The 25,995-nt window shown below is 34.3% G+C and carries 23 protein-coding genes, 1 rRNA gene and 1 other annotated feature; of the genes, 10 read left to right on the forward strand and 14 right to left on the reverse strand.

Annotation, left to right across the window (positions count from 1 at the left end; all coding sequences use genetic code 11):
• Positions 1–63, reverse strand: a 16S ribosomal RNA gene (locus tag C7P63_RS09325); the annotation flags it as partial.
• Positions 64–570: 507 nt separating this feature from the next.
• On the opposite strand from C7P63_RS09325, the gene croR reads away from it, so the two are divergent.
• The 5 genes from croR (at position 571) to C7P63_RS09350 (ending at position 6,919) form a co-directional block, all read left to right on the forward strand.
• Complete coding sequence (croR, locus tag C7P63_RS09330; RefSeq protein ID WP_125943890.1) at positions 571–1,260, forward strand: response regulator transcription factor CroR; 690 nt, start codon at positions 571–573, stop codon at positions 1,258–1,260.
• A 58-nt stretch (positions 1,261–1,318) separates the two neighbouring features.
• Positions 1,319–2,464, forward strand: coding sequence for a sensor histidine kinase (locus C7P63_RS09335; protein WP_125943984.1), 1,146 nt, complete (start codon positions 1,319–1,321; stop codon positions 2,462–2,464).
• Positions 2,465–2,499: 35 nt separating this feature from the next.
• Positions 2,500–3,819, forward strand: a complete 1,320-nt coding sequence (locus C7P63_RS09340; RefSeq protein WP_125943891.1) for a serine hydrolase — start codon at positions 2,500–2,502, stop codon at positions 3,817–3,819.
• 61 nt (positions 3,820–3,880) lie between these two features.
• Positions 3,881–4,095 (forward strand) — a binding site (T-box leader).
• Positions 4,096–4,160: 65 nt separating this feature from the next.
• Positions 4,161–5,435, forward strand: a complete 1,275-nt coding sequence (gene serS, locus C7P63_RS09345) for a serine--tRNA ligase (protein WP_125943892.1) — start codon at positions 4,161–4,163, stop codon at positions 5,433–5,435.
• 119 nt (positions 5,436–5,554) lie between these two features.
• Entirely contained in the window at positions 5,555–6,919 is a 1,365-nt protein-coding gene (locus C7P63_RS09350) for a polysaccharide deacetylase family protein (protein ID WP_165863815.1), read from the forward strand.
• A gap of 33 nt (positions 6,920–6,952) precedes the next feature.
• Here C7P63_RS09350 and guaB read toward each other — a convergent pair whose 3' ends face one another.
• The 13 genes from guaB to rpmH form a co-directional block, all read right to left on the reverse strand.
• Positions 6,953–8,437 (reverse strand): IMP dehydrogenase, encoded by a 1,485-nt coding sequence (gene guaB, locus C7P63_RS09355; RefSeq protein WP_125943985.1) that lies wholly within the window; start codon positions 8,435–8,437, stop codon positions 6,953–6,955.
• A gap of 166 nt (positions 8,438–8,603) precedes the next feature.
• On the reverse strand, positions 8,604–9,296 hold the full coding sequence (locus C7P63_RS09360; RefSeq protein ID WP_125943894.1) for a DUF1129 domain-containing protein: 693 nt from the start codon (positions 9,294–9,296) through the stop codon (positions 8,604–8,606).
• Positions 9,297–9,349: 53 nt separating this feature from the next.
• The gene (ychF, locus tag C7P63_RS09365; protein ID WP_125943895.1) at positions 9,350–10,453 is read right to left on the reverse strand and encodes a redox-regulated ATPase YchF; all 1,104 of its coding nucleotides are present in this window, start codon (positions 10,451–10,453) and stop codon (positions 9,350–9,352) included.
• A gap of 26 nt (positions 10,454–10,479) precedes the next feature.
• Positions 10,480–10,671: a DUF951 domain-containing protein gene (locus tag C7P63_RS09370; protein ID WP_125943896.1), complete on the reverse strand. Its 192-nt coding sequence runs from the start codon at positions 10,669–10,671 to the stop codon at positions 10,480–10,482.
• Between the two features lie 17 nt (positions 10,672–10,688).
• Positions 10,689–11,582, reverse strand: coding sequence for a ParB/RepB/Spo0J family partition protein (locus C7P63_RS09375; RefSeq protein WP_125943897.1), 894 nt, complete (start codon positions 11,580–11,582; stop codon positions 10,689–10,691).
• Complete coding sequence (locus tag C7P63_RS09380) at positions 11,575–12,336, reverse strand: ParA family protein (protein ID WP_125943898.1); 762 nt, start codon at positions 12,334–12,336, stop codon at positions 11,575–11,577. The genes C7P63_RS09375 and C7P63_RS09380 overlap by 8 nt, the downstream gene beginning before the upstream one ends.
• An 87-nt stretch (positions 12,337–12,423) precedes the next feature.
• A complete protein-coding gene (gene rsmG, locus C7P63_RS09385; protein ID WP_125943899.1) occupies positions 12,424–13,143 on the reverse strand; it encodes a 16S rRNA (guanine(527)-N(7))-methyltransferase RsmG in 720 nt (239 codons plus the stop codon).
• 213 nt (positions 13,144–13,356) lie between these two features.
• Positions 13,357–15,255, reverse strand: coding sequence for a tRNA uridine-5-carboxymethylaminomethyl(34) synthesis enzyme MnmG (mnmG, locus tag C7P63_RS09390; protein ID WP_125943900.1), 1,899 nt, complete (start codon positions 15,253–15,255; stop codon positions 13,357–13,359).
• Positions 15,256–15,267: 12 nt separating this feature from the next.
• Positions 15,268–16,665, reverse strand: coding sequence for a tRNA uridine-5-carboxymethylaminomethyl(34) synthesis GTPase MnmE (gene mnmE / locus C7P63_RS09395; RefSeq protein ID WP_125943901.1), 1,398 nt, complete (start codon positions 16,663–16,665; stop codon positions 15,268–15,270).
• 342 nt (positions 16,666–17,007) lie between these two features.
• Positions 17,008–17,799: an RNA-binding cell elongation regulator Jag/EloR gene (jag, locus tag C7P63_RS09400; RefSeq protein WP_125943902.1), complete on the reverse strand. Its 792-nt coding sequence runs from the start codon at positions 17,797–17,799 to the stop codon at positions 17,008–17,010.
• Positions 17,800–17,828: 29 nt separating this feature from the next.
• The gene (locus tag C7P63_RS09405) at positions 17,829–18,647 is read right to left on the reverse strand and encodes a YidC/Oxa1 family membrane protein insertase (protein ID WP_125943986.1); all 819 of its coding nucleotides are present in this window, start codon (positions 18,645–18,647) and stop codon (positions 17,829–17,831) included.
• Entirely contained in the window at positions 18,640–19,017 is a 378-nt protein-coding gene (gene rnpA, locus C7P63_RS09410; RefSeq protein WP_125943903.1) for a ribonuclease P protein component, read from the reverse strand. The genes C7P63_RS09405 and rnpA overlap by 8 nt, the downstream gene beginning before the upstream one ends.
• A 148-nt stretch (positions 19,018–19,165) precedes the next feature.
• The gene (gene rpmH / locus C7P63_RS09415; protein ID WP_125943904.1) at positions 19,166–19,300 is read right to left on the reverse strand and encodes a 50S ribosomal protein L34; all 135 of its coding nucleotides are present in this window, start codon (positions 19,298–19,300) and stop codon (positions 19,166–19,168) included.
• A 485-nt stretch (positions 19,301–19,785) separates the two neighbouring features.
• On the opposite strand from rpmH, the gene dnaA reads away from it, so the two are divergent.
• From dnaA to gyrB, 5 genes are all read left to right on the forward strand, one after another.
• Entirely contained in the window at positions 19,786–21,135 is a 1,350-nt protein-coding gene (dnaA, locus tag C7P63_RS09420; protein WP_125943905.1) for a chromosomal replication initiator protein DnaA, read from the forward strand.
• Between the two features lie 178 nt (positions 21,136–21,313).
• Positions 21,314–22,444 (forward strand): DNA polymerase III subunit beta, encoded by a 1,131-nt coding sequence (gene dnaN / locus C7P63_RS09425; RefSeq protein WP_125943906.1) that lies wholly within the window; start codon positions 21,314–21,316, stop codon positions 22,442–22,444.
• Between the two features lie 216 nt (positions 22,445–22,660).
• Entirely contained in the window at positions 22,661–22,915 is a 255-nt protein-coding gene (yaaA, locus tag C7P63_RS09430; RefSeq protein WP_125943907.1) for a S4 domain-containing protein YaaA, read from the forward strand.
• Positions 22,902–24,053: a DNA replication/repair protein RecF gene (gene recF, locus C7P63_RS09435; protein WP_125943908.1), complete on the forward strand. Its 1,152-nt coding sequence runs from the start codon at positions 22,902–22,904 to the stop codon at positions 24,051–24,053. Before yaaA ends, recF begins: the two co-directional genes overlap by 14 nt.
• Positions 24,031–25,974, forward strand: coding sequence for a DNA topoisomerase (ATP-hydrolyzing) subunit B (gene gyrB / locus C7P63_RS09440; protein WP_125943987.1), 1,944 nt, complete (start codon positions 24,031–24,033; stop codon positions 25,972–25,974). The genes recF and gyrB overlap by 23 nt, the downstream gene beginning before the upstream one ends.
• Positions 25,975–25,995 lie beyond the last annotated feature (21 nt).

A 25,995-nucleotide genomic window follows, 5' to 3' on the forward strand; every position in this document is an offset into this window, starting at 1 on the left:
GACTTGCATGTATTAGGCACGCCGCCAGCGTTCGTCCTGAGCCAGGATCAAACTCTCAATAAAAGTATGATAATGTCCGAAGACATTTAGCTCAATTTTGTTTGCTAGCGAATTGACTTCACTATAATAATATAAGTTTGTTTTTACATCTTGTAAAAACGCCCTACACATTTGGTTCGTCTTATTCTTTGTTCAGTTTTCAAAGGTCTAAATTGTCGTGTTTCAACAACTACTTAATCATATCAGAAACAGTTGACTTTGTCAACAACTTTTTAAAATAATTTTTTCGAGTCGTTTTAACGAAGCACTTAACAACTTTTATATCATAACATTCGATTTAAATACTGTCAACACTTTTTTTAAATGTTTTTTTATTTAAACAAAATTGTTTTGATGTCTTAGCGACAAGTAATAATATAGCAAGATTTTAAATCAATTGCAAGTCTTTTTTCTATTTTTTTCTTAAAAATCTAAAAATTATTATAACTTCTATATCACTATATTTCTGACTCTCTCTCTTATCTGATACAATAAAAGAAATAATGATAATACTAATGGAGGATTTATGCGATGAAGATTTTAGTAGTTGATGACGATAAAGAAATTGTTGAACTGTTGAGTATATATATTCAAAACGAAGGATATGAGGTGATTAAAGCTTATGATGGAAAAGAAGCTATCACAAAACTTGTTACTAATCCAGATGTTGATTTAATGATCCTAGATATTATGATGCCTAAAATGGATGGCATGCAGGTAGTGAAAGAGTTGCGAAAAGAATCTCAAATTCCCATTATTCTTTTAACAGCCAAAACCACAGATATGGATAAAATCCAAGGACTAGTAGCTGGTGCAGATGACTATGTTACCAAACCTTTTAATCCATTAGAAGTTATGGCTAGAGTAAAATCACTATTAAGACGTACTAGCATGCAAGTAACCAATGATGAACCAGATATTTTAGAAATTGGCCCGCTTATTATAAAAAAAGACTCTCATGAGGTAAAAACTGATCAAGGTGTAGAAATACAACTAACTGCTCTAGAGTTTGGTATTTTATATTTATTAGCAAGCCATCCTAACAAAGTCTTTAGTGCTGACGAAATCTTTGAGCGTGTATGGCAACAGGAAAGTCTTGTTTCAGCTAAAACAGTGATGGTTCACGTTAGCCACCTGCGAGATAAAATCGAAGAAGCTACTGGCGGAGAAAAAGTCATCCAAACAGTGTGGGGAGTTGGCTATAAAATTGAAGGAGCTTAAACGTCGCAATCAAGTTGATACCACTAATGTAGAAAAAGAAGTTACGCCACAAAAGAAAATGACTCGGATAAAACTAACTTCTAAAGAAAAAAGTGAATTAGTTATTGAAGGAATTGTTACAATTGTCCTCCTACTTCTTTTGAATTTAGCTATCATTGTGATTGCTAGACAAATTATTAATGAAAGCTATACCCTAGAAAATATTATTTTTGGAGTCAAAGATGTGTTAGCTAAAACCTTCTTTGATAGTTCATTTTATTCATTAGGAACTGCTTTTATGTTTTTTTTAGGAGTCATTGATTTGGCTGTGCTTTTTTGGCGCTTAATTCGTAGATATAAACAAATGCAACTACGTCATATTATTAGTGAATTACACTACATTGCAAATGGCAACTATGATCACCGAATTCCTTTTGAACTTAGCGGAGATCTTGGAAAAGTAGTAGAAAGTATTAACGGCTTAGTCGATAGTACTGTGGAAGCAATTGAAGAAGAAAGAAAAATAGAGCAATCTAAAGATGAACTGATTACTAATATTAGTCACGACATTCGAACTCCTTTAACCTCTATTATTGGTTATCTAGGTTTAATAGAAGATAAACAGTATCATTCAGAAGAAGAGTTACTCAAATATACTCATACAGCTTATTCTAAATCTAAACAAATGAAAGTCTTAGTAGATGATTTATTTGAATATACGAAAGTAAGACAACCTTCTACACCGATTCAAGCCATTCAATTTGATATGGAACAACTTTTAGATCAGATTGCCATCGACTTTGAACTAGATGCTCACAAAAAAGGCATGTCCATTGAAGTTACCACCCACCCTTCTCCTTTTATAATGGAAGGAGATACTGAAAAGCTAGTTCGGGTTTTTAATAATTTAATTTCCAATGCCTTGAAATATGGTAAAGGTGGTAAACAAATTATCTTACAAGCTGAAAAAATTGGTAGTGAGGCAGTGATTACCATTATGAATGACGGCCCAACTATTCCTGAAAATTCACTGTCTCATTTATTTGATCGATTTTACCGAGTGGAAGAATCACGAAATCAAGAAACTGGTGGCACTGGTTTAGGGCTAGCAATTGCTCAAAGTATCGTAGTCCTTCATGGTGGATATATTTATGCTAAATCGGAAAATCATTGGACTTCTTTTGTTATGCACTTGCCTTTGAAACAAAAAATAGATACATTATAAAAGGATTTATAAAATGCTTGGAGGGGCAGGTCACTATGAAAAAAAGACAAACAAGGTTTATTATTGGTTTTCTACTACTTAATTTAGTCATTGGAACATTCACCACGATTGTTTATGCAGATGACACTAGTTTTACAACTGATTTTGATGTACAAGCAAAAGCCGCCATCGCCATTGATAGCGACAGTGGTAAAATATTTTATGAAAAAAATGCAACAGAAGCTTTACCTATCGCTTCTATGACTAAACTCTTAACGATGTACTTAGTTTTAGAAGCAATACATCAGAAAGAGCTTAACTGGGATGACAAGGTCACGATAAATGATCATTTATACGAATTAAGTCAAGATATGGAACTTTCTAATGTTCCTTTTGAAAAAAATGGCACCTATACTGTTAAAGATTTATTTAATGCAACAGAAGTTGTGTCTGCTAATGCTGCAGCGGTTGCTCTTGCAGAAAAAGTTGCTGGATCTGAAAAAGATTTCGTTGACCGTATGCGAGCAAAAGTCAAAGAATGGCAGCTAGATGATGCCTACTTAATTTCAACTTCGGGTATCAACAATGAAGATGCCAAAGGACAAATCTATCCAGGAAGTCAACCAAAAGATGAAAATAAAATGTCAGCTAAAAGTATGGCAATTGTTGCTAGACACTTAATTCATGACTATCCAGAATTTTTAGACTATTCTAAAAAATCATCTGACATATTCGCTAAAGGAACGACTAATGAAATACCGATGAGCAATTGGAATATGATGCTTCCAGGTATGCCTTATGAAAAAGCTGGGGTAGATGGATTAAAAACAGGGACCACCTTACTTGCAGGAGCATGTTTTGTCGGTACCATTAAGCAAGACAATTTACGATTGATTACTGTTGTTATGAATGCAGACAATTGGGAACAAGATAGTGGTGTACGCTTTAAAGAAACAGCTAACTTAATGGATTATGTGTATAACAATTGGCAACAAGAAACTCTCATTCATAAGGGGGATGTTATCCCAGATTTTCCTGTGGTTTCTGTTAATAAAGGAAAAGAGTTAACTGTCCCCATTAAAATTAATCAAGATCTTACTTTTTGGACAGAAAAAAATATGCCAACTAAACATTTAACCTACACAATTAACATGGATACTCACAGTAATAATAATCAACCAACTGTTTACGCACCTATTCAAAAAAATACAGAAGTTGGAAATGTTACCGTTCAATTAACTGAAGATACTTTAGGCTATTTAGATACACCTAAGCAAGTCCAAAAAGCTCCAGTAATTGTGACTAGCTCTGTAGAAAAAGCTAATCCTTTTGTATTGTTAGGTCGAAAAATAAAACATCTTGTGCAATCTTTCTAATCTTTTTGTAAATATTCTTGACTTTAAAAAAAAGACTGACTATACTAAAAAGTAATTTCATAACAAGATTTTAGGAACTAGTAAGGCTTACCTTCTTATCCAGAAAGTTGACGGTTGCTGCAAGTCAATTAAGAATAAGTCCGAATCCATCCTATTTAGATCAAATAGAGACATAATCTATTTCGGTTAAAGACTCCGTTATAGTCTAAAAGTGCAACAACAAATTGTTGGTTGAACTTGGGTGGTACCGCGAATTCAAACCATTTCGTCCCAAGAGTGTTTACTCTTGAGATGAAATGGTTTTTTTATGGCATTAATTAATTTAAAGGAGGAAATATATAATGTTAGATATGAAAATGGTTCGAAATCACTTTGATGGAATCAAAGAAAAGTTAATGACTCGTGGTGTTGAGGCACAAACCTTAAATGAATTAATGGAATTGGATGAAAAACGTCGCCAACTTCTAGTACAAGTAGAAGCTAAAAAACAACTTAGAAATGAAGCTTCTAAAGAAATTTCATTATTAAAACGCAACAAAGAAGATGCTACAGATAAAATAGCAGCGATGAAACAATTAGGGGATGAAATTAAAGAGTTAGATAATCAAGTCAATCAAATCGATGACAGTATGACTTATATTATGACTCGTTTACCTAACTTGCCAGATGAAACTGTTCCTGTTGGGGCAGATGAAGATGAAAATGTGGAAGTTCACCGAGTTGGTACGCCTAAAACTTTTACCTTTGAGCCTAAACCTCACTGGGAAATTGGGGAAGAACTAGATATTTTAGACTTTGAACGTGGGGCTAAAGTAACAGGTAGTCGCTTCCTTTACTACAAAGGACTTGGCGCTCGGTTAGAACGTGCTGTTTATAACTTTATGTTAGACACTCACGTTTATGACCATGGTTACCAAGAGATGATTACTCCTTACATGGTTAATAATCAATCGATGTTTGGCACAGGACAGTTCCCTAAATTTAAAGAAGATGTGTTCCAATTAGCAGATTCAGATTATACCTTAATTCCAACAGCTGAAGTGCCTTTGACTAATTTTTACCGAGATGAAATTTTAGATGAACAAGAGTTACCTATTTATTTCACTGCTCTAAGTCCATCATTTAGATCTGAAGCAGGAAGTGCCGGCCGAGATACTCGCGGCTTAATTCGTTTACACCAATTTAATAAAGTCGAAATGGTGAAATTTGCTCATCCGGATCATTCTTTTGATGAGTTAGAAAAAATGACGCAAAACGCTGAAGATATTTTAGATAAACTAAATCTTCCTTACCGCCGAATTACTTTATGTACAGGAGACATGGGCTTTTCTGCAGCGAAAACTTATGATATTGAAGTATGGATTCCTGCACAAGATACTTACCGAGAAATTAGTTCTTGCTCTAACTGTGTAGACTTCCAAGCTCGTCGGGCAAAAATCCGTTTCCGTAATCAAGAAGGCAAACTACAATATGTGCATACTTTAAATGGATCTGGTTTAGCAGTAGGTAGAACCGTAGCGGCAATCTTAGAAAATTACCAAAATGAAGATGGTAGTGTTACAATCCCTAAAGTCTTAGTTCCTTACATGGGTGGCATAACTAAAATAACAAAATAAACACTTAACTAAAGCTTTTTCCACTTATTTAGTGGGAAAAGCTTTTTATCATTTTCATTGCATTTATGTAACAACCTCTTTACAATAAAAGTAACTCGTTAGGAAAAGGAATGTTGCTTATGACAGGGACTAGTAAAAAAATTCTCTTATACTTTATGTTAGCTGGCTTACTTCTTACCTATCTCTTTTATTTTGTTCAACATGAACAAAGTTACCAGCAACAACTAATAAATAAAGAACAACAACTGCTTGTAAATCAATTAAAACAAGCGCCTGTTAAATCTGATAGACTTTTCCTTAGTCAAGAATCTCCAACAATAATCATTGACGCCCCTTCTTATTTAACACATAAGCAAATTTATACCGATCTTAAACAACAACACTTAGTAGCTCCTGCTACTTCTAATCAGGTAATAAAAGTGACTGTTACACCTAAGAAACAACTAGAAGGAGTGAACTACTTTCACTATGATATTACCTATTTTAATTGGCAAACTTGGCTAAAAAACTGGAAGCAATCAGCCAAAACAAGTCAGTCTCATTTTTATTGGCGACTAGATACTGATAGACTTTTAACTTTAGGGGATCTTTTTAAAGGTCAAGCTTTACTAACTAAAATCAATCATCAACAGCAAATGGATCAGTTAAAGAAAACACCTAACCAACTAGATACGCTGTTAGATATGTCTCTTTTAAAAGAAGATATGACAAACTTTAGTTATCAGGATAAACAAATTGTCGTTAACACACCAAAAAAGACTTGGCACTTGCCTTTTCATACTTACGCAGCTTTTATGGAACAACCTCTTATTCCTAAGTCTTTCCGGCAAAAAACAAAAGAGTTATACCAAGTACAAACAACACCTGAACCAAAAATTGCATTAACCTTTGATGATGGTCCACATCCGGAAACTACTCAAAAAATATTAGACATTTTAAACCAACACCAAGTTCCAGCCACCTTTTTTGTTTTAGGAAAACAAGCTGCTCGCTATCCTGATATTCTTACTCAACTAGTTAAACAAGGACACGAAATAGGGAATCACTCCTTTAGTCATCCTAATTTAGAAACCTTAACACCTAAAGAAGTTAAAACTGAAATACTAAAAACTCAACAAATTGTTTATCAAATAACAGGAACTATACCTCAATATGTTCGACCACCTTATGGAAATATTTCTTATAATACTGCTCAAAATATTGCTACTCCAATTGTTAATTGGGATGTAGACTCTCTCGACTGGAAAACTAAAAACCCAGAACAAATTATGATTGACATAAAAAAACAATTATCACAGAGTAATATTATTTTGCTCCATGATATTCATCAAACCACAGCTGAAACTTTAGATAACCTTTTAGTCTATCTTAAACAAGAGAACTATCAGCTAGTGACTATTTCAGAGCTATTAAACCGAGAAGAAACCCCTATGACTGTATATTATAGTGGCTATCACTATCAGGAAATAAAAAATAAAGACTAACCATTTAATTAGGTTAGTCTTTATTTTTTTCTATTAAGATTCTACAGAGTAGTTAGGTGCTTCTTTAGTAATTTGAACGTCATGAGGATGTGATTCACGTAATCCAGCACCACTCATTTGAACAAATTGAGCATTTTCACGTAATTCTTCCAAGTTACCTGCTCCAACGTAACCCATGCCTGCTTTAAGTCCTCCAACTAATTGGAAAATAATATCCGAAACGCTACCTTTATAAGCTACACGTCCTTCAATACCTTCAGGAACTAATTTATTCGCTTCATTGACACTTCCTTGGAAATAACGGTCGCTTGAGCCTTTTTCCATTGCGCCAAGAGAACCCATTCCTCGGTAAGTTTTAAAACGACGACCTTGATAGATTTCAAATTCACCTGGAGATTCATCTGTTCCTGCTAACATACTTCCTAACATAGCAGCATGTCCACCAGCAGCTAACGCTTTTACCACGTCTCCAGAGTACTTAATACCTCCATCAGCAATAATTGTTTTACCATATTGGCGTGCCACACTAGCAGCATCATAAACAGCCGTTAATTGAGGAACCCCAACTCCAGCTACCACACGAGTTGTACAAATAGAGCCAGGTCCAATCCCAACTTTCACCACGTCAACTCCTACATCATACAAGGCTTTAGTAGCTTCAGCAGTTGCCACATTACCAGCAATTAAAGTAGCTTGAGGGAATGTTTCACGAATTTCTTTGATTTTACGAATAACTCCAGCACTATGTCCATGAGCTGTATCAATAACAATAGCATCTGCCCCAGCATCTAATAAAGCTTGAGCTCTTTCAAAAGTATCGCTAGTTACACCAACAGCAGCTGCTACTAATAATCGTCCATGTTCATCTTTGGCTGCATTTGGAAACTCAATCACTTTCTCAATGTCTTTGATCGTAATCAAGCCACTTAAACGACCTTCTTCGTCTACGATAGGTAATTTTTCAATTTTATGTTTTTGTAAAATTTTCTCTGCATCTTTTAGTGAGGTTCCCACAGGAGCTGTGACTAAATCTTCTTTTGTCATCACACTTTCAATGCTTACTTGATAATCTGTAATGAAACGTAAATCACGGTTAGTTAAAATACCCACTAATTTTCTGTTTTCTAACGTTTCAACTACAGGAACGCCACTAATACGGTATTTAGACATTAAATGTTCCGCATCTGCCACTAAGTGTTCAGGGGTTAAGAAAAATGGATCGATAATTACGCCACTTTCAGAGCGTTTTACTTTACGTACTTCATCTGCTTGTTGTTCGATGGTCATATTCTTGTGAATAACTCCTAAACCACCTTGACGAGCCATTGCTATTGCCATTTTATTGGCTGTAACAGTATCCATACTTGCACTGATAAATGGAATATTTAACGTAATGTTTTTTGCTAATTTAATTTTCATATCCACATCATTTGGAAGAACATGACTTTCTGCTGGTATTAATAAAACATCATCAAATGTTAATCCTTTTTTTGCGAACTTTGTTTCCCAATTAGACATAATTTTTATCGCCACTCCTCTGTTTAATTTTTTACTTACAAAAATATCACTACTTTTTAGATAAGTCAATGATTCTTCCCAATTTCCAATGATTTTTTCATGAAAAAAGGTTTAGTTTAGTAAAAAACACTTAATTCCTAAGATTAAGTGTTTTTTAGTCTGTTGCTTACTTATTAAAAATACTGCCTTGTAAGTTCATTTTTCTTTTAAGATACATTCTGATACCAAATACTAAAATAGCTAACACAACGTAAACAAATGGATCTAATACAATGTTGATAGCTGGTGGAATTAATACCGTTAAAGTAAAGACAAACATCCAAATTAACATAATTCCCATCATGATAAGCATTGATTTAAACATACCTGGTCGTTTAGATTTATCTGCATCTGGTTGATCATATTGATAAATATACTTATAAATTAAGTAAAAAGCATATCCCCCTGCAATCGATGCAATAATTAAGGAAAGCAAACCATTTTGTTGAGTAACTTGACCTTTTTTACTCATTAAAGGTAGCAAGCCTGCCATCAAAGCTAAAAATGAAAACATTAATAACGTATTATCTAACCAAATTTCATTACGCGTTCTTGCTCGTTTAGGTTCAGGATCTTCTAATATTTTTTGTGTCCGCTCTGTTACTGTTCCAAATAATTGTCTAGCTGTTTGCCCTGATTTTTGTCCTTCAACAATTTCAGGCAGCAATTGATTCAAAGCTTGAGCTTGTAGTTCAGGTGACAAGTTGCCTGCTGTTAGAGATTTTTTTAAATCAAAAATGTACTGCTCATTTCGCTTAGTTAATTGTTTTTCGTAAATCTCATTTTCAGCAACTAAGGTTTGTAATTCTTGTTCTTCCACGTGATATCCTCCTATGGCTTCAGAATTTCCGAATGCAGATGATTTGGCCACAATTATACGTTAAAACGGAAAAGCATGATATCTCCGTCTTGAACTAAATATTCTTTTCCTTCAAGGCGAACTTTCCCTGCTTCTTTAGCAGCATGCATATTTCCATAATGTAGTAAATCATCATAAGAAACTGTTTCTGCTCGAATAAAGCCACGTTCAAAATCCGTGTGAATTATTCCGGCACACTCAGGTGCTTTCATCCCTTTTTTAAATGTCCAAGCCCGTACTTCTTGTTCACCAGCTGTAAAGTAAGTAGCTAAACCTAATAAATCATAGGCAGCACGAATCAATTGGTCTAGACCTGATTCCTCAATACCTAATGCTTCTAAAAATTCTTGACGATCTTCTTCTGCATCTAATTCAGCAATTTCTTCTTCTGCACTGGCACAAACTACAATCACTTCTGCCCCTTCACTTGCAGCGAATTCTCTCACTTGTTTTACATAGTCATTCTCTTCTACATTAGCCACTTCATCTTCAGCTACATTGGCTACATATAAAACAGGTTTAGTCGTCAATAAAAATAGACCTTTAACCAATTTTTGTTCTTCTTCAGTAAATTCAACAGTTCTTGCTGATTTTCCTGCTTCTAAAACTGGCTTAATTTTTTCTAAAACAGACAATTCAGCCATAGCCTCTTTATCTTTTGTTTTAGCTACTTTCGCCACTCTTGTATAACGTTTATCAATAGATTCTAGGTCAGCTAAAACCAATTCTAAATTAATCGTATCAATATCAGCTAAAGGATCTACTCGACCTTCTACGTGAGTAATATTTTCATCATCAAAACAACGAACAACATGACAAATTGCATCTACTTGTCGTATATGACTTAAAAATTGGTTACCCAATCCTTCTCCTTTACTAGCTCCTTTAACAATCCCTGCAATATCAGTAAATTCAAATGTAGTCGGAACTGTTTTTTTAGGTTTAACTAATTCTGTTAATTTTTGTAAACGAGCATCTGGTACTTCCACCATGCCTACGTTTGGGTCAATTGTTGCAAAAGGATAGTTAGCTGCTTCTGCTCCAGCTTTGGTAATTGCATTAAATAAAGTGGATTTTCCAACGTTCGGCAAGCCCACAATTCCTGCTGTTAAAGCCATAAATTATTCACTCTTTCATCTTTAGTCTAGTTAATTGAATCATGCTTAGCGATTACTTTTTTCATTTTTTTATCAAATTCACGACGTGGCATCATGACAATTTGGCCACAATTAAGGCATTTAATCTTAATATCCATGCCCATTCGAATAATTTTCCATGCATTAGTTTGGCATGCATGCGGTTTTTTCATTTCTACTGTATCACCTAAATCATACATGAGACACACCTCTTTTCTTATTCATCCTCATCAAAAGATAACTGAAGTAAATCTAAAATTCTAGTTAAATCATCACTAGAAACATATTCGATTTCAATTTTTCCTTTGCCTTCTTTTTCATGAATAGCTACCTGAGTACCAAATTTATCCATTAATCTTTCTTCACTTTCCCGAATATAAATCGGTTTAGGTGCTAGTTTTTTTGATACTTTTTTAGGTTGTTTATGATCAAAGGTATTGTACTCCGTTACTAATTTTTCTAATTGTCTTACAGTCAAGTTGTCTTTTACTGCTCGTTTAGCTAGCAAAATAATTTGTTCTGGTTTTTTTAGACCAAGTAACGTTCTCGCTTGTCCCATTGATAATTGTTCTTCCTGAACCAATTCTTTCACTTCTGTTGGTAAGCTTAGTAAGCGTAAATAGTTAGCAATATACGGCCGACTTTTCCCTAATCTTTCTGACAATTCTACTTGAGTTAAATTTAAGTTTTTCATTAGCATGTCATAAGCTTCTGCCTCTTCTAACGGACTTAAATCTTCTCGTTGTAAATTCTCTAGTACAGCTACTTGCATCATCGCTTCTTCTTCAAAATCTCTAATAATTGCTGGAATAGTTTCTTTGCCAGCTAATTTAGACGCTCTAAAACGACGTTCTCCTGCAATAATTTCATACCCTTTAATTTTAGACTTTCTCACAATAATTGGTTGAAAAACACCAGACTGTTGGATGGAATGAGCCAGTTCTTTCAGCCCTTTCTCATCGAAAATCTTACGAGGTTGATAAGGATTAGGACGTAAATCTTCTAAAGAAATTTCTAACACTTGCTCCTTATGTACATCTACATCTTCTAAAGCAGAAAAATCTTGAAATAACGCATCAATCCCTCGACCTAAACCTTTACTGTTACTCATTCATCAACACTTCCTTTGCCAAAGCTAAATAGACTTCTGCACCTCTTGAGCGGGGATCGTAGTCAATAATAGCCATCCCATGACTTGGTGCTTCAGATAACCGAACATTCCGAGGAATGATTGTATCATAGACTCTTTCACGAAAGTATTTTCTAACTTCTTCAACAACTTCTGCTCCTAAGTTAGTTCTAGCATCAAACATGGTTAATAAAACACCTTCTATTTGAAGTTCTGGATTAAAATGCTTTTGAACTAAACGAACAGTATTTAATAACTGACTAAGCCCTTCCAAAGCATAGTACTCACACTGTACTGGTATTAAAATAGAGTCACTAGCAGTAAAGGCGTTAATCGTTAAATGTCCTAAAGAAGGAGGACAATCAATTAAAATATAGTCATATTGGTCTTTAATTTCATCAATAGCGCTTTTTAGGCGAGATTCCCGAGCCATCATAGGAGTTAATTCAATTTCTGCCCCTGCTAACTGAATAGTTGCAGGTACAATATCCAAACCTTCTCGACTAGTCGGTTTAATCACATTTGCTATAGGATATTCATTCACTAATACGTCATAAATATCTTTTTTAACCTCTGACTTTTTGACTCCAATACCACTAGTAGCATTTCCTTGTGCATCAGTGTCAATCAATAAGACTTTCTTCCCATTATACGCAAGTGAGGCACCTAGATTCACAGTGGTGGTAGTTTTGCCAACCCCACCTTTTTGATTTGCTACTGAAATAATTCGTGCCATGTTATTTCCTCCGATTCTATCTTGCCAATCTTTTTTCAATGGTTTCATTGTAACATAAAAAAATTGAATTTTCTTAACTGGTAAGACTTACTTAATAGGTTTTTTATTAGGGGTTCCTGGTTTTCTCGGATATTTATTTGGCGTTTCTTTTTTCTTTTGAATCGTAATAATGTAGCGAGTATCTTCACTTAAAGGTAAGCTAACTTTTTCTTCTTTAACTACCTTTCCGCCTAATAATTTAATTGCCTTCATCGCTTCCGTTAATTCTTCTTCACTTTTAGCTGCTTTCATTGCTAAAAAAGAACCTTGTTTTTTAACTAAAGGCAAACACAATTCTGTTAATACATTTAAACGAGCTACTGCTCTTGCTGTAACTAAATCAAATTGCTCACGAAATTGTTTGTTTTGACCAAATAATTCTGCTCGGTCATGATACAAAGAAACTCCTTCTAACTCTAGTTCTTCACATAAATGAGTTAAAAAATTAATGCGTTTATTTAAAGAATCAACAATCGTCACTTGAATATTAGGATAAACAATTTTTAACGGGATACTTGGAAATCCAGCTCCTGAACCCACATCACATAAAGTGATAGGTTTTTCTGTTAAATCCATAGAATGAGCTACCATTAAAGAATCATAAAAATGTTTTAAATAGACCTCTTCTTTTTCTGTAATAGCTGTTAAATTCATTTTTTCATTCCATTCAACTAATAATTCATAATAACGTTGAAATTGAGCTAGTTGTTTCTCACTTAAGACTATCCCTGCTTGGGCTAGATACTCTTGAAATTCATTTGGATTCATTTTACTCTCCTCCTCGTGAAACAAAATGTTTCACAACTTAACCATTACTAACTCTAACTGAAATAGTTAGGAAGTTCAATCTTTTTATGACTTATTTAAAAGAAAAAAAGTAGGAGATTTCTCACCTACTTTTTTTCTTTTAATTGACTATAGTACCGCTTACTTTCATAACTAAAAATGTTTCACGTGAAACATTTTTTAAAAACCACCTACTTATTTAGGCAATTTCGCTATTTTCCCTTGTTCTATATAAACCATTAAAATACTAATATCCGAAGGGTTTACACCACTAATCCGACTTGCTTGAGCAATAGTTTCTGGTTCAATTTTAATAAGTTTTTGACGTGCTTCAGTAGCTAAACCGTTGATAGCATTATAATCAATGTTCTCTGGAATTTTTTTCGCTTCCATTCGTTTTAATTTTCCAACTTTATCTAACGCTTTTTTGATATATCCTTCATACTTCACTTGAATTTCGACCTGCTCAATCACTGTATGATCTAACTCTTCTTCTGGTTCAGGAATAAAAGTAGCTAAATCTCGGTAACTAATTTCAGGACGTTTCAAAAAGTCACCTGCTAAAATACCATCTTTTAACTGAGCTGTTTGTTTACTTTCTAAAAAGGCTTGAATAGCTGGCGTTGGTTTTAGTCTAATAGAACGTAACCGAGTCATTTCCTCTTCAATTTGTTGCTTTTTATTTAAATAAAGGGCATAGTCCTCATCACTAACTAATCCAATAGCATGTCCTTTTTCAGTTAAGCGTAAGTCTGCGTTATCATGACGTAAGATTAACCGATATTCTGCTCGAGAAGTTAGTAAACGATAAGGTTCATTTGTTCCTTTAGTTACCAAGTCATCAATTAATACACCGATGTAGGCATCACTTCTTTTTAAAATAAAAGGTTCTTCTTGCTTCACTTTACGTGCTGCATTAATCCCTGCGATTAATCCTTGGCAAGCTGCTTCTTCGTAGCCACTTGTTCCATTGGTTTGCCCTGCTGTAAACAAGCCTTCGACTAATTTAGTTTCTAAAGTAGAACGTAATTGATGAGGTAGCACGACATCATACTCAATAGCGTAACCGCTACGCATAATTTCCGCTTGTTCTAATCCTTCAACTGATTGAACCATTGCATGTTGTACATCTTCAGGCAGTGAGGTAGATAGTCCTTGAATATACACTTCTTCTGTATAACGTCCTTCTGGTTCTAAAAAGATCTGATGACGAGGTTTATCAGCAAACCGGACGATTTTATCTTCAATTGACGGACAATATCTAGCTCCCACGCCTTCAACAATCCCAGTAAACATTGGAGCTCTGTGAAGATTTTTTTGAATAATTTGATGCGTTTTTTCATTGGTATAAGTTAACCAACAAGGAATTTGATCTTTCAAATACTCACTATCTGGTGTTGTAAAACTAAAATGATTAGGTAAGGTATCACCTGGTTGAATTTCTGTCTTTGAATAGTCAATAGTGCTTGATTTGACACGTGGAGGTGTTCCTGTTTTAAACCGGTCCACTTCAAAACCTAAGCGACGTAAACTTTCCCCTAATTTTATCGATGGTTGAGAATTATTAGGACCAGAAGAATATTTTAATTCACCAATGATAATTTCTCCTTTAAGAGCTGTTCCTGCTGTAATTACTACAGCTTGACTACGGTAAACAGCTCCAGTAGAAGTCACTACTCCAACTACTTTTCCTTCTTCTACTAGTAAATCATCTACTAATCCTTGACGTAAGGTAAGGTGCTCTTGTCGTTCAATTGTATGTTTCATGGCTTCAGCATAGGCATTTTTATCTGCTTGAGCACGTAAAGCTCTAACTGCTGGCCCTTTTCCTGTATTTAACATTCTCATTTGAATGTAAGTCTTATCAATATTTTTACCCATTTCTCCGCCTAAAGCATCGATTTCTCGGACAACCACTCCTTTAGCTGGTCCTCCAACAGATGGGTTACATGGCATAAAGGCTACCATGTCTAAATTAATGGTTAAAAGTAGTGTGTTACATCCCATGCGGGCAGAAGCCAAAGCAGCTTCACTTCCAGCATGTCCTGCTCCAACTACAATAACATCATATTCTCCTCGTTCAAATTGTTCCATACCATCCACTCCTTATTTTCCTAAACAAAATTGACTAAATAATTGGGTAATTAACTCATCTTGTACACTATCTCCCACAATTTCACCTAATAAATCCCAGCATCTAGTCATATCTATTTGAACTAAATCAACTGGCATACCTGCTTCAATACCAGCTAAAACATCACCTAAAGCTTGTTCAGCTTGTTCTAACAAGCCTATATGACGAGTATTAGAAACATAAGTGGCATCTTTCTCAACTCGGCCTCCGTCAAAGAACAATGCGGCAATTCGCTCTTCTAGTTGATCCATGCCTTCTTTAGTCTTGGCAGAGCCAGTTAAGATTTCTTCCTCAGTGACATAGCGAGATAGTGTCGCTAAATCTAGTTGAGGAGCTAAATCACTTTTATTTAACAGAATAACTCGTTTCAAGGTTTTAGTAGCTTCTAATAAATCGATATCTTCTGCAGTAAGTGCTTCGCTTTGATTTAATACTAATAGAATAAAATCAGCTTCTGCTAACGCCTTTCGGCTACGCTCCACCCCAATTTTTTCAACCACATCATCTGTTTCCCGAATACCTGCTGTATCGATTAATTTTAAAGGAACCCCTCTAACATTGACAAACTCTTCAATTACATCCCGAGTAGTTCCAGCAATGTCTGTTACAATAGCTTTTTCTTCTTTTAGCAAATGATTCAGTAGACTTGATTTCCCCACATTAGGCCGGCCAATAATCGCAGTGGATAAACCATCCCGTAATATTTTTCCTTGTTTTGCTGTTTGTAATAAACCTTGAATACGGTTTTGAATCATTCTCGCTTTTTCTTCTAAAAGTCGCGTAGTTACTTCTTCCACATCATCATATTCTGGGTAATCAATGTTCACTTCAACTTGGGCTAACGTTTCTAATATTTCTTGACGTAATGAGCGAATAAGTTGCGATAAATCTCCGTCTAACTGCTGAATAGCTACATCCATCGCTTTATCTGTTTTCGCCCGGATAATATCCATAACTGCTTCAGCTTGGGATAAATCTATTCGACCGTTTAGAAAAGCTCGCTTTGTAAATTCACCAGGCTCAGCTAATCTAGCCCCTTCTCGTAGCAATAGTTGTAGCACTTGATTAGTGACAACCATCCCACCATGACAATTGATTTCTACGACATCTTCTCGGGTAAAAGTCTTAGGTGCTCGCATCACAGAAACCATCACTTCATCCACTAATTTATCTCGTTTAGGATCTTTTATATGACCATAATGAATAGTGTGAGAAGAAACTTGGTTTAAATCAATGGTATTAGATTGATAAACTCGACTAGCAATTTTCAGTGCATCATCCCCACTTAATCGTACAATACTAATAGCCCCTTCACCTGGCGCAGTGGAAATAGCCGCAATGGTATCAAATTCTGAGGTGATATTCATGATTTACTTCCTTTCTTATTTGGATCATCATCTATAGACAATAAAAAAGTGCCCACTTCACCCTTTAGTCTAAACTAATTGGATGAATTAAGCACTTTGACTGCATTTTTCATTCTTTTTTATAAGTAAATTTAGTCACTGTATGTATCTCATACATTAAATTCATTGAACATTCTACATGATTCTGTCTCAATTTGCAATTTCTTTCTAAAAATGTCTGTAAAAAAACTCTTTGACAACCGGTTAAGGTTGCCAAAGAGTTTTTATCATCGTATTTTCTACTTTGATAAGAATGATTTCGTACTAAATTCTACGCTATATCTGTTCATAATGTCAATATATTTTTTATAATTTGTTTTTAACAGGTTCTACCACAAGATAACGATAAGGTTCGTCCCCTTCAGAATGAGTGGTCACATAATGATCTTCTGATAAGATAGCGTGAATTTGCTTTCTTTCAAAAGCTGGCATTGGTTCTAAGAAGACTGGTTGACCAGTTCTTTTCGCTTTATCTGCTGTGTTATTTGCCAAACGTTTCAAGGTTTCTGCACGTTTTTCTCGGTAATTACCTACATTCACTACAACTGAAAGTTTATTTTTAGCTGCTCGGTGAATAAAGACTTGAGACAAATATTGTAAAGCATTTAAAATTTTACCATGTTTGCCAATCAACATCCCTGGCTTTTCATTATCTAAATGAAACACTACAGTATCTTTTTCATGTTTGATTCGAACCATAGCTGGCGCATTTAATTCTTTCGTAATATTAGTTAGATAAAAAGCTAACTCTTTGATTGCTTCCTCATCTTCCAAGTCTTCTTTAACAGATAAATCAGAGGCTTCTTCTGAAGTCATTGCTTCAGTTGGAACTTCTTTTGTCTGTTGAACCGTTGCAATAATTTCAGCTGCAGCTTCTTGTCGCTCTTTTAACTCTTCTGATGAACGATGACTTTCTTCCGGCTCTTTTTCTACAGGCTTAGGAGTTAATTCAACAACAGCTTGTTTTTTCCCAATCCCTAAAAATCCTTTTTTTCCTTCTTCAACAATCTTTAGAGTGACTTCTGATTTTGTAAGTCCTAACTCTTTTAATCCCAATTGAATGGCTTCATCAACGGTTGCACCTTCATATGTTGGCATAATAGATACCTCCTATATTTTAATAAGCTTTATTTTTTCTGACGTTTTTTCTTAGGACTTTGAGCTTTTCTCAAGGCTTTTTCTAATTCTTTTTGTTTCTTCACTTCTTCTTCTCTTTCCTGACGAATTTTAAATGGATTATTAATCATCAAGGTTTGAACTACTTGGAAACCATTAGAAATTACCCAGTAAAGTGATAAGCCACTAGCTAAGTTAACACCCATGAAAAGAATCATTAGTGGCATAAAGATATTCATCATTTTCATTGAAGGGTTACTTTCTAATTGACTCATACTATTTAGTTTTGTACTCACATAAGTAAGAACAGCAGCTAAAATCGGCAAAATATAATAAGGATCTTTAACCCCTAATTCTAGCCATAAAAACGTTCCTTGGGATAAACCTTGTACCCGTGAAATAGCTTGCCATAAAGCCATTAAAATAGGCATTTGAACTAGTAATGGTAAACAACCTGCATAAGGATTTACATCATGTTTATCATATAATTTTTGAGTTTCTTCTTGTAATTTTCTTTGTGTGTCTGGATCTTTAGAAGAATACTCTTCTTGCAGCGCCTTAATTTCTGGCTGCAAATCTTGAGTTTTTCTCATAGCTTTCGTTTGATAATGCATCAAAGGCAATAAAATAACTCTAATAACTAAAGTAAATAAAATAATCCCAATTCCTGCATTACCAAAGGACAAGCCTTTAATAGCTCTTGCAAAATTATAAACAATGTACCTATCCCAAATCCCAGTACTACTTGCTGTAATCTCACTTGTTCCGCATCCTGTTAACACTAATACAACTGCTACTAGCATCATAGACAAGATGACTTTTTTAGACATCCACCGTTTTTTCTTCACTTTCTTTCCCTCGCTTACCTATAACGTTTGCAATTTGTAATACATGGCGTAAATTTTCTTTTACTTCCAATGTACTTAATTGGACAATATTGGGTCGTGCAATAATGACTAGATCATAAGGTAAGACAATGTCTTCTTGTAGCTCAAAAACACTTTGTCTGATTTGTCGTTTCACTCTATTACGAGTCACAGCATTACCTATTTTTTTACCAACAGATAAACCTACTCGAAAATGATCAGACTCCTCATTTAAACGCACATAGACAATTAAGTGTCGATTAGCAAATGACTGTCTTTTTTGAATGATCTGTTTAAATTCTTTTTCTTTTTTTATACGATAGGATTTTTTCATGGAATATTCCTTTCGTTCCTAATCAAATTTTATGCCACACTTCTCTATAATAGCATAAATGAATTCAGTAAATCGATAAAAATTACGCTAAAATAAGGGCTTACTTCTATTTAGGCATAAAAAAAAACCACTGATGGATGTCAGCGGCTTATGAACATAAAACTTTTCTTCCTTTACGACGTCTACTTGCTAATACGCGACGTCCATTTTTTGTACTCATACGTTTACGGAAACCATGAACTTTATTATGTTTACGTTTATTTGGTTGGTATGTTCTTTTCATTTAAAGCCACCTCCTAGAATTATCCTATTTTTTTATAGTTAGACAGACTCCAATAGTATACGAAACAACCGGAAACCTGTCAACCTTATTGGCTATAAAAATAAAAAAAGAATAAAAAACTTATCCACAAAAAATATTTTTTCATCTGAAAAACTATGTGGATAAACTTTTTTTATCAACCAATTAATCACAGGCTTTTACCCAGAATATCCACAGATAAACACCTGTGTAAAACTGTGTTAACAATTGTTTATATATTTGTGAATAAACACATAGATATCTTGATATACTTCAATAATAAATAGTTTATTTTTATGTGTATAACTTTATAAGTTGAAAATTATGCACAACTTAAAACCATCCTGTGTATAACTTGTTATATTCTTGTTTATTTTTTTATCCACAAGCTATATTGGAAGTGGAAAACTTTTTAGTTTAGTGCTAGAATGATTGAGACTATAAATTGATAAGGAGGAGTTATACACATGCCAAATATTGAATATATTTGGAAAGAATTAGAGGATAGCTACCGGAAAGTTTTAACCACTCCTAGTTTTAATGCCTGGATTGAACAAGCTAGCCCCATTAGTTTAGTCAATAATCAACTCACAATTGAAGTTCCTTCCACTTTACATAAAGAGTATTGGGAAAAAAATTTATCGACTAAAATTGTAGAAACAGGATTTAAACTAACTGGACAAGAGATCACTCCAATTTTTATCATTCAAAATGAGATACCTGATGAAAAATCGCTTAAAAAAACAAATAAAAAAAATCCATTAGAAGAACTATCTGCTATGGAAAACAGCCGCAAAGCTTTACTAAATCCTAAATATACCTTTGATACTTTTGTTATTGGGAAAGGGAACCAAATGGCTCATGCAGCAGCGTTGGTAGTAGCTGAAGACCCCGGTTCAACTTACAATCCATTATTCTTTTACGGAGGGGTTGGCCTTGGTAAAACTCATTTAATGCATGCTATTGGTCATCAGATGCTGCTTAATAATCCTAATGCCAAAGTAAAATATGTTAGTAGTGAAACGTTTGCCAATGACTTTATTAATTCTATTCAAAACAGAACTTCTGAAGCCTTTAGACAAGAATATCGCAATGTTGATTTACTGCTAGTGGATGACATTCAATTTTTTGCAGATAAAGAGGGGACACAAGAAGAGTTTTTCCATACCTTCAATGCCTTGTATAATGACGGAAGGCAAATTGTTTTAACAAGTGATCGTCTACCTAATGAAATTCCTAAGTTACAAGAACGACTCATTTCAAGATTTGCTTGGGGACTATCCGTAGATATTACTCCCCCAGATTTAGAAACTAGAATTGCGATTTTAAGAAATAAAGCAGATGCTGAACGACTAGAAATTCCAGATGATACCCTTAGTTACATAGCCGGTCAAATTGATTCTAATATTCGTGAATTAGAAGGGGCCTTGGTTAGAGTTCAAGCTTATGCTACTATGAATGGTCAAGACATCACCACTAGTCTAGCAGCGGATTCGCTAAAAACATTACGACCAACTGAAGAAAAAAAGGAATTATCTATTTTAAAAATTCAAGAAACAGTCTGCAATTATTACCATTTGCAGCTAAAAGATTTAAAAGGAAAAAAACGAGTGAAAAGTATTGTAGTTCCTAGACAAATTGCGATGTTTTTATCTAGAGAATTAACAGACAACTCTCTTCCTAAAATTGGCGCTGAGTTTGGTGGTAAAGATCACACCACAGTTATTCACTCCCATGAAAAAATTCAACAACTTTTAGAAACAGATATAGTGCTTCAAAAAGAAGTAACTGAACTTAAACAAATACTTTTTAACTAATGACAAAGGTCCTTGTGGAAAAGTATTAAAACAACCTATGAGTTATCCACAAGTTATACACAGGTGGGTAACTTTATTATTTCTATGTTAGCTAGTGTTTTCCACACAGTTAACAGCCCCTACTACTACTATTATTTATATTAATAATATATATATATAGACAAGAAAGGATATCCTTATGAAATTTACTATTAACCGAAATGCATTTTTAGAAGAATTATCAATTGTTCAACGAGCTATCTCTAGCAAAACGACTATTCCTATTTTGACTGGTGTTAAATTAGTTTTAACGTCTGAAGGATTACACTTAACAGGAAGTAACGCAGATATCTCAATTGAATCTTATTTACCAGTAAGCACAGAAAAAGCCAATCTTCAAATTGAAGAAGAGGGAGCGATTGTTTTACAATCTCGTTTTTTTGGGGAAATCATTCGTAAATTACCAGAAACCACCTTTACCTTAGAAGTTATGTCACAAAATCAAGTAAAAATTACTTCAGGTCCTGCTGAATTCTTAGTAAAAGGGATTGATGCAGATAATTATCCCCATTTACCTGTTGTTGAAGCGACGAATCAATTAAAAATTCCTATTAACGTGTTGAAAAGTATTATTAGTGAAACATCTTTTGCAGTATCCCTACATGAAAGTCGTCCTATTTTAACAGGGGTTCATTTTGTATTTTCTAATAATGAACTATTGGCAGTTGCTACAGACAGTCACCGACTTAGCCAAAGAATTATTGGCGTGATGAATAGCGAAGAAGATTTTGACATTATCATTCCTGGTAAAAGTTTATTAGAATTATCTCGTTCCTTTAAGGAAAATGAAGAGATGGTAGAAATTAGTATTATGGAAAATCAAGTTTTATTTAAAACACCTAGCATGTCTTTTTATTCCCGCTTACTAGAAGGAAAATATCCAGATACAAACCGGTTAATTCCAACTAGCTTTAATACACGGATTGAATTTAATGTCCCAACCTTTTTAGCAGCTATTGAGCGAGCTTCTTTATTGTCCCATGAAGGTCGAAATAATATTGTTAAATTAAGAATTGACGAAAATGAAGTGATGATTCACAGTAACTCTCCAGAAATTGGTAATGTTCAAGAAGAGTTAGACTATAAATCTGTTTCAGGAAATCCTTTAGAGATCGCATTTAATCCTGACTACATGAAGGATGCACTAAAAGCTTTTGGCAATATTGAAATAGCTCTTAATTTTATTGAACCATTAAGACCATTTACAATTGTTCCGATTGATAGTGATGAGCAATTTATTCAATTAATTACTCCAGTTAGAACCAATTAATTAGCCTATTTGAAAGCAAGGAATGAAAATTTTCATTCCTTGCTTTTTTTATATTAAGGGAAAATAAGCCCTTTTTGAGCTTTTTATGAACAAAGGGATAAAAACTATCTATTTTATGCCAAACTGCTTAAAAGTCGAAAATAAATAGGTATATTTGTTTTTTAGGGTAAAAAAGAGTATAATTAAAGTAATATTTGGGGATAAGAAGGTGATGAATTGAAACAAAAATTTTACATTGAAACAGAGTACATCACGTTAGGCCAATTTTTAAAAGAAATTAATATCATTTCAAGTGGTGGTATGGCTAAATTTTATTTGTCAGAGCACTCGGTTTTTGTGGATAATGAGTTAGAAAACCGTCGCGGTAGAAAATTATATCCTGGCATGATGATAGAGATACCTGAAATGGGTACTTTTTTTATGGATAAAAGTGAGGGAGAGCCAGGAGATTTAACCGATGAGACTGAATAAATTAACATTGAGTCACTACCGAAACTATACTTCTGTTGACTTGTCTTTCTCAGAAAATATTCATGTGTTTTTAGGTGAAAATGCTCAAGGGAAGACTAATTTGTTAGAGAGTATCTATGTATTAGCCATGGCAAGAAGTCATAGAGCCAATTCTGATAAAGAATTAATTAAATGGGATGAAAAAGTCGCTCGTTTAGTTGGTGAAGTAGAAAAACGTCAAACTTCAGTGTTGTTAGAAATGGCTATTTCTAACAAAGGGAAAATGACAAAAGTCAATCATATAGAGCAATCACGTCTAAGTGAATATATAGGTGAATTAAACGTCGTCTTATTTGCCCCAGAGGATCTTTATTTAATTAAAGGTTCTCCCCAAGTAAGGCGTCGTTTTATTGATATGGAGCTAGGTCAGATGAATCCTGTGTATCTTTATCACCTAAGTCTTTATCAAAAAACGTTGAAACAAAGAAATAAGTATCTTAAGCAACTAGGACTTAAAAAACAAGCTCAAACAGATGAAGTGTATTTAGATGTTTTAACCGAACAATTAGCTCAAGCAGGTAGTGAAGTTATCTATTACCGGTATCAATTCATTCAGCAACTTGAAAGTTGGGCCAATCAATTACATCAAAAAATCACCAATCATAAAGAATTACTTCAAATTATTTATGAGACAAGTATCCCTGTAACAAAAGAACATGCTAAGAACGAAATTTTTCAAATTTTTTATGAACAATTGAAAAAAAATCAAGAAAAAGATTTATATAAACAAAATACATCAGTTGGACCTCATAGGGATGATTTAATTTTTTTAGTTAATCAGCAAAATGTTCAGACATATGGTTCGCAAGGGCAACAGCGAACGACTGCTTTAAGTGTGAAATTAGCTGAAATAGAACTGATACATGACTTAATAGGGGAGTATCCTATTTTGTTGCTAGACGATGTGATGAGTGAATTAGATGACGAAAGACAAGTTCACTTACTAAGTAGTATTGAAAATAAAGTTCAAACATTTATAACTACGACTAGTTTAGATCATCTATCAGATAAATTAACGGTTCATCCAGATGTTTTCATGGTAAAACAAGGTGTTGTAGAAAGGATTAGTGAACAAAGTGAATCAGGAAGAAAAGAATAAACAAGCCCATGAATATGATGCCAGTCAAATTCAAGTATTAGAAGGATTAGAAGCAGTTAGAAAACGTCCAGGAATGTATATCGGCTCTACTAGTCGACAAGGTTTGCACCATTTAGTTTGGGAAATTGTGGATAATTCCATTGATGAAGCATTAGCTGGTTTTTGTGATGAAATCAATGTCATTATTGAACAAGATGGTAGTGTGACTGTTGTGGATAACGGTCGCGGAATTCCAGTAGATATACAAGCAAAAACAGGACGTCCTGCTGTGGAAACAGTTTTTACTATTTTGCACGCAGGAGGTAAATTTGGCGGTGGAGGATACAAAGTTTCTGGTGGTTTACACGGTGTCGGTTCCTCTGTAGTGAATGCTCTATCTTCAAAACTAAGTGTCACAGTTTATAAAGATGGCAAAGTTCATTACCAAGAATTTCAACGAGGTCATGTAGTAAATGACTTGAAAATGATTGGAGAAACAGATAAACAAGGAACAACTGTTCATTTTGTTCCTGACCCTGAAATCTTTAAAGAAACCACTGATTTTGACTTTGAAACATTAGCGATTCGAGTTCGTGAGTTAGCTTTCTTAAACCGAGGGTTACGTTTAACTATTGAAGATAAGCGTGAAGGCCGAGAAGACAAGTTAGAATACCATTATGAAGGTGGTATTAAAAGTTATGTGGAATTCTTAAATAGCAGTAAAGCTGTTTTATTTGAAGAACCCATTTATTTAGAAGGCGAACAACAAGATATTATGGTGGAAGTGGCCCTACAATATACAGATGGCTATCATACCAATTTATTAAGCTTTGCGAATAATATCCATACCTATGAAGGTGGAACCCACGAGGCAGGCTTTAAAACAGCTTTAACAAGGGTAATTAATGACTATGCTCGGAAACAAAACTTAATGAAAGACAATGAAGATAATTTAAGCGGAGAAGATGTCCGAGAAGGTATGACAGCTGTTATCTCTATCAAACATCCAGAACCTCAGTTTGAAGGGCAAACTAAGACTAAATTAGGAAACTCTGAAGTGAGAACAGTAACAGATCGCTTATTTTCTGAAGCGTTAAATAAATTTTTACTAGAAAATCCAACTGTTGCGAAAAAAATAGTGGAAAAAGGTTTATTAGCTGCTAAAGCGCGGATGGCTGCTAAAAGAGCCCGTGAAGTTACTCGTCGTAAAGGGGCATTAGAAATCAGTAATTTACCTGGTAAATTAGCCGACTGTTCTAGCCGTGACCCTGAAAAATCTGAATTATTTATTGTTGAGGGAGATTCTGCTGGAGGTTCTGCTAAACAAGGTCGTAGCCGAGAATTTCAAGCGATTTTACCTATTCGAGGTAAAATTTTGAATGTAGAAAAAGCAAGCATGGAAAAAATCCTAGCAAACGAAGAAATTCGTTCTTTATTTACAGCTATGGGAACAGGGTTTGGTGAAGAATTTGACGTGTCCAAAGCTCGTTATCATAAATTAGTTATTATGACCGATGCGGACGTTGACGGTGCTCATATCAGAACTTTATTACTTACGTTATTTTACCGATATATGCGTCCAATTGTTGAAGCAGGTTATGTTTATATTGCACAACCACCCTTATACGGAGTTAAACAAGGCAAAAATATTACCTACATTCAACCAGGTAAACGGGCAGAAGAAGAGTTAGCTGAAGTAGTAGCTTCTTTATCTCCGTCACCTAAACCAACTGTTCAACGATATAAAGGACTTGGAGAGATGGATGATCATCAATTATGGGAGACTACAATGGATCCTGAAAACCGCGTTATGTTAAGAGTTACAGTGGATGATGCTAAACAAGCTGATGAAATTTTCGATATGCTAATGGGGGATCGTGTAGAACCAAGACGAGAATTTATTGAAGCTAATGCACGCTATGTTAAAAATTTAGATATCTAATTATTCTTTAAAAAGAGAGTA

The organism is Vagococcus humatus (genome assembly GCF_003950325.1).
Taxonomy (GTDB): domain Bacteria; phylum Bacillota; class Bacilli; order Lactobacillales; family Vagococcaceae; genus Vagococcus_C; species Vagococcus_C humatus.